This is a genomic window from Paenarthrobacter sp. YIM B13468, assembly GCF_042788025.1.
In the GTDB taxonomy this organism is placed as follows: Bacteria; Actinomycetota; Actinomycetes; order Actinomycetales; family Micrococcaceae; genus Arthrobacter; species Arthrobacter aromaticivorans.
The window spans coordinates 118900-131497 of sequence record NZ_JBHZPI010000008.1 but is presented as its reverse complement, the minus strand read 5'-3'; the positions used below and the strand labels follow the sequence as shown (position 1 = coordinate 131497).

Genomic DNA, 12598 nt, shown 5'->3' with positions numbered 1-12598 from the left:
GGTGGGGATGCAGACCAGGCCCCGCATTCGTTGATTAGGCCCCGTGCATCTCCCTGTGCATTTCCCTATGCGCGGCCGCGAGGTCCTTGTAGTGGGCGGCGTTGTGCTTGACGCCTTCGAATTCGTCGTCGGTCAATTCCCGGCGAACCTTGGCCGGCACACCCGCCACCAGTGAGCGTGGCGGAATCACCGTGCCTTCCAGGACCACGGCGCCAGCGGCAATGAGCGAGCCCGTGCCGATCACCGCGCCGTTGAGGATGGTGGCGCTCATTCCGATGAGGCAGTCGTCCTCCACAGTGCAGCCGTGGACCACTGCGCTGTGCCCAATGGAGACGCGCTCGCCAACGGTGCAGGGGAATCCCGGGTCGGCGTGCAGGACTACGTTGTCCTGAAGGTTGGAGCCGGAACCGACGCTGATGGCAGCCGTATCGGCGCGGACCGAAACTCCATAGAAGGCGCTGGAGTCCTCGGCCAGAGTCGCCTTGCCAATGATGGATGCGGTGGGCGCAACGAACGCAGATTCATGGATGGCCGGAGTGTCCCCGGCAAAGGTGTAAGAGGGAGCCATGGAGCCAGCTTAGTTCCCAACTGGGTCGCAGCAGTGCGCGTTATGAGCGCTCAAAACGCGCACAAATGCGACCTAGTTGGGCGAGGGGGTGCGCAGGACCAGGAATTGGTAGTGCTGAGTCCAGTTCCCGGCGCCGGGTCCGGACTCCACACCCGTACCTTCCGGCCAGGTCCGGAAATGCTCGATCACGCCGTGCTCTCCGAAGATCCGCCGCACGGTGTCGTCGCTGCGGCGGCTGAAGAAGCGCCGCGGCTCTTCGACGTCCTCGGGGTTTAGAACTTCCACGTCCTCACCTGACCAAAGCCCGACGGCGATTAGCGCACCAGCCGCGCTGACCCGCACAAGTTCGCTGACGACGTCGTGAATCCTGCTGTTGGGGACATGCAGCAGGGTGCTCATGGTCCAAACGGCCGCAAACGCGCCATCAACAAAAGGCAGGCTGCGTCCGCTGGCCACTGAACAATCCAGCCCATGCGCCCGCGCCAGGTGAATGCTCTCCTCTGAGAGGTCCACGCCGGTGTAATGCAGTCCTGCGCGGACAAATTCCAGGCCCTCGACGCCGGTCCCGCAGCCCAGCTCGAACACGGAGTGTCGGTGCTCGTCCTTCAAGAGCCGGACGAACCATTCCCGGCACTCAACACGATGCGGTGTCAGCGCACGGGTGTTCGGGACCGGGGCTTGGCGGTCGTAGAAAACGGCGAGGTCAGCCTCGTGGTCTTGCATACCCCCAGCGTAGATCGCCGAACTGACTGGCAGTAGTGGTTGCTATGAGCCCTTCGAACAACCACTATTGCCAGTCAGTTGGGACGGGAGTCAGTTGAATACAACGGTGCGGGTGCCGTCCAGGAGTACGCGGTGTTCGGCGTGCCACTGAACGGCCTGGGCCAGGGTGCGTCCCTCCACGTCCCGGCCCATCTGCACGAACTGGGCAGCCGTGCGTGCGTGGTCAACGCGGATGACTTCCTGCTCGATGATCGGGCCCTCATCGAGGTCGGCGGTCACATAGTGGGCCGTGGCGCCGATGATCTTCACACCGCGGGCGTGGGCCTGGTGGTACGGCTTGGCACCCTTAAAGGACGGCAGGAACGAGTGGTGGATGTTGATGGCCTTGCCGTTCAACTCCGTGCAGAGCTCGTTGGAGAGGACCTGCATGTAACGCGCCAGGACCGTGAGCTCGACGTCGTGGTCAGCAATGAGCTTGAGCAGCTCGGCCTCGGCCTGCGGCTTGGTCTCCGGTGTCACGGGAATGTGGTGGAACGGGATCCCGTAGAACCGGGCCAGCTCCTCAAGGTCGCGGTGGTTTGAAACAATCGCCGGAACCTCGATTGGCAGCGTACCCGTGCGCTGCTGGAACAGGAGGTCGTTGAGGCAGTGCGCATCCTTGGAACAGAGAATGATGGTGCGGACTTTCTGGCCCACCGGGTTGATCTGCCACGTCATGCCAAAGGACTCAGCTACCGGCCGCAAGGCGGCGGCCAGTTCGTCCTGAGGGGACGTCGTGGTTGCCTCCACCCGCATGAAGAAGTTGCCTGTGCTGGGGCTTCCGTACTGCTGGGAATCGGCGATGTTGCAACCGGCTTCGAGCAAGGCGCCGGCAACGGCGTGGACGATGCCGGGGCGGTCTGGGCAGGACAGTGTTACTACGAAAGCGGCGGAATCAGTCACACGGATAAGCCTACCTGTGCCGCCATGTTGTACTGTTAACGGGTCGCAACTGGCGTTGGGTGGACTACCACCAGGGAGCGGCAATCACGAAGACCACGGATCGTACGCCTGGGCCGAGGGTCATGTCTTACCGCTGCACGCACGTGACCAATGCCTCCGTAATCAAGGGGACGCGGGAATGCTGCTGCCGGTAGCCTGACCTGTAGCACCACCCGTTGCCTAGCCAGGAGATCTCCGTGCCTACCACCACTTCCGCGACTGTCAGCAACCAGTCGCTCGCTGAGCTCGATCCCGAGATCGCAGCAGTCCTCGACCAGGAACTCGGCCGCCAGCGCGGCACCCTGGAAATGATCGCCTCCGAAAACTTCGCCCCGCGCGCCGTGATGGAAGCACAGGGCTCCGTCCTGACCAACAAGTACGCCGAGGGTTACCCGGGCCGCCGCTACTACGGCGGCTGTGAATACGTCGACGTCGCGGAGCAGCTGGCGATCGACCGCGTCAAGGAACTCTTCGGTGCCGAGTACGCCAACGTACAGCCGCACTCCGGTGCCCAGGCGAACGCCGCAGCACTGTCCGCCATGATCACTCCGGGCGACAAGATCCTCGGCCTCTCCCTGGCGCACGGTGGCCACCTGACCCACGGCATGAAGCTGAACTTCTCCGGCAAGCTCTACCAGGTTGCTGCCTACCAGGTGGAAGAAGACACCTTCCGCGTGGACATGGACAAGCTGCGCGAGCAGGCCATCGCGGAGAAGCCGCAGGTCATCATCGCCGGCTGGTCCGCGTACCCCCGCCACCTGGACTTCGCGGCCTTCCGCTCCATCGCGGACGAGGTTGGCGCGCTCCTCTGGACGGACATGGCACACTTCGCCGGCCTGGTTGCAGCAGGCCTGCACCCGAGCCCCGTGCCGCACTCCGACGTCGTCACCTCCACCGTGCACAAGACCCTCGCAGGACCGCGTTCCGGCGTGATCCTGGCCAAGGAACAGTACGGCAAGAAGATCAACTCCAACGTCTTCCCCGGCCAGCAGGGCGGTCCGCTCATGCACGTCATCGCGGCCAAGGCTGTTGCCTTCAAGATCGCCGGCAGCGAGGAATTCAAGGAACGCCAGGAGCGCGTGCTTGAGGGCGCCAAGATCATTGCAGACCGTCTCAACCAGTCCGACGTTGCCGAGGCAGGCGTTTCGGTCCTCACCGGCGGCACCGACGTCCACCTGGTCCTCGTGGACCTGCGTAACTCGCAGCTGGACGGCCAGCAGGCTGAAGACCTCCTGCACTCGGTGGGCATCACCGTGAACCGCAACGCCGTTCCGTTCGACCCCCGCCCGCCGATGGTCACCTCCGGCCTCCGCATCGGTACGCCTGCACTGGCTACCCGCGGATTCGGTGCCACCGAGTTCACCGAGGTTGCCGAGATCATCGCCACCGCGCTGAAGGCAGGCTCCGCCACCGACGTCGAGTCCCTCCAGGCCCGAGTGGACAAGCTCGCCGCGGACTTCCCGCTGTACCCGCAGCACGAGCAGTGGTAACCCGCCGCTCCCTCGGCAAAAAGCGCACATAAGCACCACCCGGGCATGGCCCGGAAACAACGGGATCCGCCGCCACACCATCGGCGGCGGGTCCCGTTGCATGAACCTTTGAATAGGTCACCACCAGAAAGAGCAGATGGAATGACACAGTCCACCGCACAGATCCTTGACGGCAAGGCCACCGCCGCAGCCATCAAGGCAGAACTGACCGAACGCGTTTCCGTCCTCGCAGCAAAGGGCATCGTCCCAGGCCTGGGCACCATCCTGGTGGGTTCGGACCCCGGCAGCACCTGGTACGTCGGCGGCAAGCACAAGGACTGCGCCGAGGTGGGCATCCAGTCCATCCGCCGGGACCTGCCCGAGGACATCACCCAGGAAGACCTCCTGAAGGTTGTCCGCGAACTCAACGAGAACCCGGAATGCACGGGCTACATCGTCCAGTTGCCGCTGCCCAAGCACATTGACCAGGACGTCATCCTGGAAGCCATGGATCCGAACAAGGACGCCGATGGCCTGCACCCCATGAACCTTGGCCGCCTGGTGGCCAACGTCAGTGGCGAAATGAAGTCCCCGCTTCCCTGCACACCCAAGGGCTGTGTGGAACTGATGCGCCGGCACGGCATCGAGCTCAACGGCAAGCGCGTCCTGGTAGTGGGCCGCGGCGTCACCATTGGCCGCCCGATCGGCCTCCTGCTCACCCGCAGGGAAGTCAACGCCACGGTCATCCTGGCGCACACGGGCACCGTTGACCTGCCCGCGGAACTCAAGCAGGCCGACGTCGTGATTGCCGCTGCAGGCGTGCCGCACATGATCAAGGCTGGAGACCTGAAGCCGGGCGCAGTAGTGCTCGACGTCGGTGTCAGCCGCGTGGAGGACAGTAACGGCAAGGCTGTGGTCACCGGAGACGTGGACCCGGCAGCTGCCGACGTCGCCGCCTGGCTGTCCCCGAACCCGGGCGGCGTGGGTCCGATGACCCGCGCCATGCTGCTCGCCAACGTTGTGGAGAGCGCCGAGCGCGCAGCGGGCATCGCCTGAGGCGTACCAGCAGTCGAAAACGCAGGGCGTCTACTCCTTCGGGAGTAGTCGCCCTGCTCCGTTAACCCGACGACGAACACCCGGGACCAAAGCTAGGCTCGGTGTATGCAACCCCGTTTCCCTGGTGGCCGCCGTTTTGCAGGCCCACCCACGAGCTTCATCGTCATCACGGTGGCCCTCATCCAGGTGGCGGGGACGCTTTTCTCCGCGGGCCATCAGGACGCCCCACGCCCGTTGGACGCGCTTGCGATCCTGTTGCTGCTGGCCGGGCCTGCGGGACTGGCGTTCCGGAGGCGGGCGCCTGCGGTTATGCTTCCCGTCGCCCTCGTGGCCACGGGGGCCTATGTTGGCCTGGGCTACCCCTGGGGTCCCATTCCGCTCTCCCTGGCGGTGGCCATAGTTCTCACGTCGTCGGCGGGTTTGCGCTGGCAGGCGTGGGTGGGGGCCGGAATCGCCGCTGCCGCAGTGGTGTTCGCGGCCGCACTCAGCGGCGATCCCAACTGGCCCCTCCGCGCTTCAGCCGGGGTGGGATGGGCTGCCATTTTGGTGCTGATAGGACAGGGATTCCGACGCCGGAGCGAGCGGTTCGCGGAATACCGACGCCGCCGGGAGGCCGCCCGGAAGGCCGAACGCGATGAATACCGGCTCACGCTCGCCCGCGATATCCACGATGTGGTGGCTCATTCCTTGTCCATGATCAACGTGCAGGCATCTGTAGCCTTGCACGTGGGCTCGGACGATCCCGCGAAACTCAGGCCTGCTCTGGAGGCCATCAAGGCAGCCAGCAAGGAATCCCTCACGGAAGTCCGGCAACTCCTGGGCGTGTTGCGGGAGGACGTCCCGCTTGCCCCGGCGGCCCGCCCTACGCTTGCCAGGATCCCCGAACTTGTGAAGATCGCGGAGCTGGGGGGCCTGCAGGTGCGCTTCGAGGACCAGTCGAACCATGATCTCGTCGGCCTGGCCCAGCAGGAAGCGGCGTACCGGATCATCCAGGAAGCCCTGACCAACGTCGGCAGGCACTCAGGTGCCCAATCCGCCGTCGTACATCTTTCCCATGCGGAGGAGGCCCTGACTGTCCGGATAGACGACGACGGCGCGGGCATGGGCGGGGCGCTCCCGGGCAACGGCCTCACGGGGATGCGCGAGAGGGCGGTCGCCTTGGGCGGGACGCTCACGCTGCACGAACTCCAGCCCGGGCTCCGCGTAGAGGCGCTGCTGCCCACAACAGACCAGGCGGAAGGAAACCACCCATGATCCGCATCCTCCTCGCCGATGACCAGACCCTCATCCGGGCGGGCTTCCGTGCCCTCCTGGACGCTGAACCGGACATGGAAGTGGTGTCCGAGGCCGGCACGGGCAGGGAGGCAGTGAGGCTGGCGGCGCGCGACAAACCGGACGTCATCCTCATGGACATCCGGATGCCCGACGACGACGGCCTCACCGCCACCCGCAGGATTCTTGCCGACCCAACCCTGTCCGGCACACGCATCATCATCCTGACAACCTTCGAGCTCGACGAGTACATCGCCGAGGCCGTCCGCGCGGGCGCAGCTGGTTTCCTGGTCAAGGACACCGAACCTACGGAGCTCATCCGCGCCGTCCGGGTGGTCCACGACGGCGATGCGTTGCTCTCGCCCTCGGTCACCCGGCGGATCATGGCACAAATGGCGTCCCAGAGCCGGGCGGCAGGAAAAGTGATTCCCCTCGAACAGGTGACGGAACGCGAACGCGAAGTCTTGGCCTTGGTGGGCGAGGGCCTAAACAATGCAGAGATCGCCGAACGCCTGTTCATCACCCCGCTGACTGCGAAGACCCACGTATCGCGCATCATGACCAAGCTGATGGTCCGCGACCGCTCCCAACTGGTGGTGCTCGCGTATGAATCAGGGCTGGTGAGGCCAGGCTGGAGCAGCTGACGGGCTACCACCGCCTCCCAAGGGAGTATGGCAGCGCCTTCAGGTGACTCCCGACGGCGGACGTCCCGCCGACCGTCCGCGGGCAGACTCGAACCAGAGCCGAAAGACGGTTCACGCCGGGAAACGGCGGAGAGAGTTTGGATCACTGACATGTTCACCGCATTGACTTCAATCGTCGGGGAGACCACCACGCGCGGGGGAGCGCTGGCACAGCTGCCGGCCACCGTCGCCGCGCACGGTCCCTGGGGTGACGGTACGTTTTGGCCGTTCTTCCTCCTATTCCCGCTGTTCTGGATCCTCGTGATTTTCCTATTCATTTTCGTCGGCCGGCGGGCTTGGCGCCGCAACCATCACTGGGCAGCAACCCAGGGTGCTGAGGGCGTGCTGCGCGAACGGTATGCACGGGGCGAAATTGATGAGACGGAGTTCCGGCAGCGGTTGGAGGTATTGCGCTCGCAGCCACCGTCCTGACCTGGACGGAAGCGAAAACGAGAGGGCTCTTGCAAAAATATCTGCAAGAGCCCTTTCACATATTCGTTGGCGCTACTAGTCTGCTGAGGGTGCACAATGAAGCAACCGGCTCTGCAACACACTCCGAATCGTGGCAAACCAGCTTCGACATGAACCCACCCACCGTCATCAGCGCGCGGAACCTCACCAAGACCTATGGCGAGCTCACAGCCGTGGACAACATCTCCTTCGATGTTCCGGCGGGGGAGTCCTTTGGTCTGCTCGGCCCCAACGGCGCGGGCAAATCCACCACCATGAAAATGATCGGCGGCGTCTCGCAGCGCACTTCAGGAACGCTGAACATCATGGGCCTGGACCCGGAATCACATGGTCCCGAAGTCAGGGCACACCTGGGGGTCGTTCCGCAGCAGGACAACCTTGACGAAGAACTGAAGGTCCGCGAGAACCTGATCGTCTATGGCCGTTACTTCGGCCTGCCGCTGAGCTACTTGCGGCCCAAAGCGGACGAGCTCCTGGAATTCGCGCAGCTCACGGACAAGGCCAACTCCAAAGTGGATGCGCTGTCCGGCGGCATGAAACGGCGGCTCACCATCGCGCGGTCGCTCATCAACGAACCCCGCATCCTCCTGCTCGATGAGCCCACCACCGGCCTTGACCCGCAAGCCCGGCACATCCTCTGGGACCGCCTTTTCCGGCTCAAGGAAAACGGCGTCACACTGATCCTGACCACCCACTACATGGACGAGGCAGAGCAGCTCTGCGACCGCCTGATCGTGGTGGACAAGGGCAAGATCATGGCCGAGGGTTCGCCGGCCAGCTTGATCCGCGAGCACTCCTCCCGCGAAGTACTTGAACTCAGGTTCGGGTCCGAGCGGAACTCGCGTATCGGCGTCGAACTTCAGGGCATCGGCGAGCGGCTCGAGACACTTCCTGACAGGGTGCTCATCTACGCGCACGACGGCGAGGCCGCCCTGGAGCAGGTTTCGGCGCGCGGGCTGCGCCCGATCACGTCCCTGGTGCGCCGTTCCTCCCTGGAGGACGTGTTCCTGCGGCTCACCGGCAGGAGCCTCGTTGACTAGGGATCCGTTGACCAGCGGCCCTCCCGGAGATGGAGCCGCCAAACCAATCACGACGGCGGAGCAGCCGTTGCGGGCACACCCGCCCGCCGTCTCGGCGGCCAGGGCGCGGCGTTGGGGTTCCTTTTTCTATGCGGAACAAGTGCTCCGGGTCATGCGCAATTACGGCTGGTCCGTGGTGCTCTACAGCGTGGGGCAGCCCGTGGCCTACTTGTTCGCCATGGGAGTGGGGCTGGCAAGCCTTGTTGATGCGAACAGCGAATCCGTGTTTGGTGGCGTCAGCTACCTCGAATTCGTGGCACCTGCGCTGCTGGTGTCAGCGGCAGTCATGACGGCTTCCGGCGAATTCTCCTACCCCATCATGGACGGCTTCAAATGGCGGCGGGTGTTCTATGGGCCGCATGCCTCGCCCCTGGTACCGCAGCAAATAGCGAGCGGCCACATCATGGCAAGCACGCTCAGGTTCCTGCTGCAGTCGGTGGTCTACTTAGCGGTGGTGGCCATGTTCGGGGCTTCGCCGAGTCCGTGGGGATGGGTGGCCGCAGTGGTCGCGACCGTGGCGGCGTTGTCCTTCGGCCTGCCACTCATGGCCTATGCCGCCAGCATCACCCAGGACAAGGGACAGTTTGCTTTGGTGCAGCGGTTCATCGTCATGCCACTGTTTCTGTTCTCGGGCACGTTCTTTCCCTTGGACACGCTGCCGTGGGCTGTCCGCTGGATCGGCTGGATATCGCCTGTGTGGCACGGAACTGAGCTGGGGCGGGTCGTCACCTATGGCATGGACGAGAACCCCTTGCTGACCATTACGCATGTGGTGTACCTCCTGGCGACCGCTACGGCTGGCTGGCTACTGGTCCGGCGCCAGTTCGTGAAGAGGATGGGCTCATGAGTATCCTGACCGGCGGCCACAGCGCCACGGATATCGCCCGCGAGCGAAAGTTCGGTCCGCTCTATTCGCGCAACGCCAAGGCCGTGGTAGCCCGTGGCCTCATGGCTGCGAAGTCCAGCACCTGGCTGGTGTTGCTGTCAGGGTTCTTCGAGCCCGTTCTCTTCCTGTTGGCCATGGGCGTTGGGATGGGCTCGATCGTGGGCACAGTCCAGGGACCTGGCGGCGAAGACATCAGCTATGCGGCCTACATAGCGCCCGCACTCCTGGCAGTCTCAGCCATGAACGGTGCAATCTACGATTCCACCTGGAACGTCTTCTTCAAGATGAATTTCGCCAAGCTGTACCAAGGCATGCTCTACACATCCCTCGGGCCGCTGGACGTGGCCATGGGGGAGATTTTCCTGGCACTGTTGCGGGGTCTTCTCTACGCCACGGGATTCACCGCGGTGATGGGGGTTATGGGCCTTCTCAATACCTGGTGGGCCATCCTGGTCATCCCCGCGTCAGTGCTGATTGCCTTCGGCTTCGCGAGCTTCGGCATGGGCATCACCAGCTTCATGAAGACGTTCCAGCAAATGGACTGGATCAACTTCATCCTCTTGCCCATGTTCCTGTTCAGTGCCACGTTCTACCCGCTCAGCGTCTATCCCCAGGTCATCCAGTGGTTCATCCAAGCCATGCCCCTATGGCACGGGGTTGAACTGCTGCGGCAGATCAGCGTGGGCTCCTTCAGCCCGGCAACAGCCATCCACGTTGGCTACTACCTGGTGATGATCGCGCTTGGCATTATGCTGACCACCGGACGGCTGCGACAGCTGTTCCTGAAGTGATGAAATGTTCGCCGTCCGTGGAAGCTGCGCAGGCACCTTCGGGGGTTTGCGACAATTGACTCATGCAATCTCTCGGCGACCCGCACCCGTCCACGTCCTCGTCCGGTAGAAGCCTTTTCAAAGGCTTCCGCATCGGCGGCCTGGGGATGACCGTAGTCATCATCGCTTTCGTGGTGGCCGTTATTTTCGCGGCCAACCAGAACGACTTTGTGGGTTGGGTAGTTGCGGTGGTCGCCTTCGGTTGGCTCGCGCTCGCCGCCTTCGTGGTGTTCAGCATTCGAAGGGCCGCGAAGCGCGCCGGAGCTAAATTGAGCGAAGCGCAAGCCGCATTCAACTCGGCAACCGGCCGCGCGCCGTCGTCGTCCTCGGCTGACAGCGGCGGCACCCGCGTTGTCGCGGAACGAAGCCAGGCCGATGAGGTACGGGACCTCAAGCTGGACCACTCCTTCAAGATTGTCCAGGTGCAGGTGCGCGTTGTGGATGAGGAACGTGCCAAGGGTGCAGCGGCAAACCAGGACACCATCAACCGCGCGCTGGAAACCATCGCGATCACCGCAACCAATGCCCGGGACATGATCAAGTCCTCAGGTGGCTCGGACGAGCCCGTGGCCGGCACCATCATCGACTAGAGTAGACCGGGTGAGTACGGCATTGAAGAAGGACTTCCTTCGCATCGCATCGGTCAACGTCAATGGCCTTCGGGCTGCCTACAAGAACGGCATGGCGGAATGGCTGGAGCCACGCGAAGTGGACATCCTCTGCCTGCAGGAAGTGCGCGCTCCTGATGCCATCGTCAACACGCTGATCGGCGAAGGCTGGTACATCCTCCACGCTGAGGCTGAGGCAAAGGGCCGCGCAGGGGTTGCCATTGCTTCCCGCGAGGAGCCCACGGCCACCCGGATCGGGATCGGCGATGACTACTTCGCCACCGCGGGCCGCTGGGTTGAAGCGGATTTCTCCGTCAGGAACATCGCAGGCGAATACTCCACGTTGTCCGTGGTCAGCGCTTACGTTCACTCGGGTGAGGCAGTCACGCCCAAGCAGGAGGACAAGTACCGCTTCCTGGACGCCATGACCACCCGTCTCCCCGAGCTCGCCAAGCACAGCGATCACGCGCTGGTAGTTGGCGACCTCAACGTCGGGCACACCGAACTGGACATCAAGAACTGGAAGGGCAACGTCAAGCGTGCCGGCTTCCTGCCAGAGGAGCGCGCTTATTTTGACCGCTTCCTGGGTGAAGAAATCGGATGGAGGGATGTCCACAGGGGCCTGGCAGGAAATGTCGCCGGCCCCTACACCTGGTGGTCCCAGCGCGGAAAGGCCTTTGACACTGACACAGGCTGGCGCATCGACTACCACCTGGCTACTCCCGGACTTGCAGCAGCCGCGTTCTCGGCTGTCGTGGACCGGGCGCCTTCGTGGGACACCCGCTTCTCCGACCATGCACCGCTGGTAGTGGACTACCGGCTCTAAGCTTCACGAAAGTATTGCTCATGACTAGCTCCATCACGACTGAAACCGGCACCCCAGCCGCCACACTGCCCAGCGGGAGTTCCGTGACCTCCACCAAGCTTGCCGTTGGCGCCAAGCAGCGCGTCCTTTCAGGCATGCAGCCCTCGGCTGACTCCCTGCACCTTGGCAACTATCTTGGCGCTTTGGTCAACTGGGTTCGTATGCAGGACGAGTACGATGCTGTCTTCTTCATTCCGGATTTGCACGCCATCACCGTTCCGCAGGATCCTGCCGAGCTCGCCCGCCGCACCAGGGTCACTGCCGCCCAGTACATTGCCGGTGGCGTGGACGTGCAGAAGTGCACACTGTTCGTGCAATCTCAGGTCCCCGAGCACGCCCAGCTTGCTTGGGTACTGAACTGCATCACGGGCATGGGTGAAGCCGGCCGCATGACGCAGTTCAAAGACAAGGCACAGAAGCAAGGCTCGGACCACGCCAGCGTCGGCCTGTTCACCTACCCCATCCTGCAGGCTGCAGACATCCTGCTCTATCAGCCGCACGGCGTACCCGTGGGCGAAGACCAGCGCCAGCACGTGGAGCTCAGCCGGGACCTCGCCAACCGCTTCAACAGCCGTTTCGGCGAGACCTTCCAGGTGCCCGAGCCCTTCATCCAGAAGGAATCGGCAAAGATCTACGATCTCCAGAACCCCACGGCCAAGATGTCCAAGTCTGCTGAATCGCCCGCGGGCCTCATCAACTTGCTGGACGACCCCAAGACGGTGGCAAAGCGCATCAAATCCGCCGTCACAGACACTGAGACCGAGATCCGCTACGACCGCGAGACCAAGCCCGGGGTCTCCAACTTGCTCACCATCTACTCGGCTATCAGCGGCACTCCGGTGGAGAAGATCGTGGCCGATTACCAAGGCAAGATGTATGGGCACCTGAAGGTAGACCTCGCCGAGCTCGTCTCCGGACACCTCGCACCCATTCGTGAGCGCGCCAACGAACTCCTGGCAGACCCTGCCGAACTCGACCGGTTGCTGGCTCACGGTGCGGATAAAGCGCGTGAGATCGCCTCGGCGACGCTCGCCGATGTCTACTCCAAGGTAGGCTTCCTGCCGTACCGCGGGGATGCCTACCGCAGCGAGCAAGGAGTCCGCTAAG

General features: G+C 63.6%; 14 protein-coding genes. 11 read left to right on the top strand and 3 right to left on the bottom strand.

Annotated features, from left to right (window positions below):
- Nucleotides 1-34: 34 nt before the first annotated feature.
- The 3 genes from ACFX4T_RS09925 to purU form a co-directional block, all read right to left on the bottom strand.
- On the bottom strand, nucleotides 35-568 hold the full coding sequence (locus ACFX4T_RS09925) for a gamma carbonic anhydrase family protein (protein WP_377651635.1): 534 nt from the start codon (nucleotides 566-568) through the stop codon (nucleotides 35-37).
- A gap of 72 nt (nucleotides 569-640) precedes the next feature.
- The gene (locus ACFX4T_RS09920) at nucleotides 641-1291 is read right to left on the bottom strand and encodes a class I SAM-dependent methyltransferase (protein WP_377651633.1); all 651 of its coding nucleotides are present in this window, start codon (nucleotides 1289-1291) and stop codon (nucleotides 641-643) included.
- A gap of 90 nt (nucleotides 1292-1381) precedes the next feature.
- Nucleotides 1382-2233, bottom strand: coding sequence for a formyltetrahydrofolate deformylase (gene purU, locus ACFX4T_RS09915; RefSeq protein WP_377651632.1), 852 nt, complete (start codon nucleotides 2231-2233; stop codon nucleotides 1382-1384).
- Between the two features lie 236 nt (nucleotides 2234-2469).
- Here purU and glyA point away from each other — a divergent pair, with 236 nt between their 5' ends.
- From glyA to trpS, 11 genes are all read left to right on the top strand, one after another.
- Nucleotides 2470-3762, top strand: coding sequence for a serine hydroxymethyltransferase (gene glyA / locus ACFX4T_RS09910; RefSeq protein WP_223948334.1), 1293 nt, complete (start codon nucleotides 2470-2472; stop codon nucleotides 3760-3762).
- Nucleotides 3763-3903: 141 nt separating this feature from the next.
- The gene (locus ACFX4T_RS09905) at nucleotides 3904-4797 is read left to right on the top strand and encodes a bifunctional methylenetetrahydrofolate dehydrogenase/methenyltetrahydrofolate cyclohydrolase (RefSeq protein WP_216924868.1); all 894 of its coding nucleotides are present in this window, start codon (nucleotides 3904-3906) and stop codon (nucleotides 4795-4797) included.
- A gap of 105 nt (nucleotides 4798-4902) precedes the next feature.
- Entirely contained in the window at nucleotides 4903-6051 is a 1149-nt protein-coding gene (locus ACFX4T_RS09900) for a sensor histidine kinase (RefSeq protein WP_216924869.1), read from the top strand.
- The gene (locus ACFX4T_RS09895) at nucleotides 6048-6713 is read left to right on the top strand and encodes a response regulator transcription factor (protein ID WP_216924870.1); all 666 of its coding nucleotides are present in this window, start codon (nucleotides 6048-6050) and stop codon (nucleotides 6711-6713) included. Before ACFX4T_RS09900 ends, ACFX4T_RS09895 begins: the two co-directional genes overlap by 4 nt.
- Nucleotides 6714-6863: 150 nt before the next feature.
- The gene (locus tag ACFX4T_RS09890) at nucleotides 6864-7184 is read left to right on the top strand and encodes an SHOCT domain-containing protein (RefSeq protein WP_377651630.1); all 321 of its coding nucleotides are present in this window, start codon (nucleotides 6864-6866) and stop codon (nucleotides 7182-7184) included.
- 149 nt (nucleotides 7185-7333) lie between these two features.
- A complete protein-coding gene (locus ACFX4T_RS09885) occupies nucleotides 7334-8263 on the top strand; it encodes an ABC transporter ATP-binding protein (RefSeq protein WP_377651699.1) in 930 nt (309 codons plus the stop codon).
- A 46-nt stretch (nucleotides 8264-8309) separates the two neighbouring features.
- On the top strand, nucleotides 8310-9149 hold the full coding sequence (locus ACFX4T_RS09880; RefSeq protein WP_377651698.1) for an ABC transporter permease: 840 nt from the start codon (nucleotides 8310-8312) through the stop codon (nucleotides 9147-9149).
- Nucleotides 9146-9979, top strand: coding sequence for an ABC transporter permease (locus tag ACFX4T_RS09875; protein WP_377651629.1), 834 nt, complete (start codon nucleotides 9146-9148; stop codon nucleotides 9977-9979). The genes ACFX4T_RS09880 and ACFX4T_RS09875 overlap by 4 nt, the downstream gene beginning before the upstream one ends.
- Before the next feature lie 62 nt (nucleotides 9980-10041).
- Nucleotides 10042-10608, top strand: a complete 567-nt coding sequence (locus tag ACFX4T_RS09870; RefSeq protein ID WP_216924873.1) for a hypothetical protein — start codon at nucleotides 10042-10044, stop codon at nucleotides 10606-10608.
- A 10-nt stretch (nucleotides 10609-10618) separates the two neighbouring features.
- A complete protein-coding gene (locus ACFX4T_RS09865; RefSeq protein WP_377651628.1) occupies nucleotides 10619-11452 on the top strand; it encodes an exodeoxyribonuclease III in 834 nt (277 codons plus the stop codon).
- A gap of 20 nt (nucleotides 11453-11472) precedes the next feature.
- Nucleotides 11473-12597, top strand: coding sequence for a tryptophan--tRNA ligase (trpS, locus tag ACFX4T_RS09860; RefSeq protein WP_377651627.1), 1125 nt, complete (start codon nucleotides 11473-11475; stop codon nucleotides 12595-12597).
- Nucleotide 12598: the final 1 nt, after the last annotated feature.

Coding starts and splice junctions, on each gene's coding strand:
- ACFX4T_RS09925 (WP_377651635.1), bottom strand. CDS start 568: ATGGCTCCCTCTTACACCTTTGCCGGGGACACTCCGGCCATCCATGAA.
- ACFX4T_RS09920 (WP_377651633.1), bottom strand. CDS start 1,291: ATGCAAGACCACGAGGCTGACCTCGCCGTTTTCTACGACCGCCAAGCC.
- ACFX4T_RS09905 (WP_216924868.1), top strand. CDS start 3,904: ATGACACAGTCCACCGCACAGATCCTTGACGGCAAGGCCACCGCCGCA.
- ACFX4T_RS09900 (WP_216924869.1), top strand. CDS start 4,903: ATGCAACCCCGTTTCCCTGGTGGCCGCCGTTTTGCAGGCCCACCCACG.
- ACFX4T_RS09895 (WP_216924870.1), top strand. CDS start 6,048: ATGATCCGCATCCTCCTCGCCGATGACCAGACCCTCATCCGGGCGGGC.
- ACFX4T_RS09890 (WP_377651630.1), top strand. CDS start 6,864: ATGTTCACCGCATTGACTTCAATCGTCGGGGAGACCACCACGCGCGGG.
- ACFX4T_RS09885 (WP_377651699.1), top strand. CDS start 7,334: ATGAACCCACCCACCGTCATCAGCGCGCGGAACCTCACCAAGACCTAT.
- ACFX4T_RS09875 (WP_377651629.1), top strand. CDS start 9,146: ATGAGTATCCTGACCGGCGGCCACAGCGCCACGGATATCGCCCGCGAG.
- ACFX4T_RS09870 (WP_216924873.1), top strand. CDS start 10,042: ATGCAATCTCTCGGCGACCCGCACCCGTCCACGTCCTCGTCCGGTAGA.
- trpS (WP_377651627.1), top strand. CDS start 11,473: ATGACTAGCTCCATCACGACTGAAACCGGCACCCCAGCCGCCACACTG.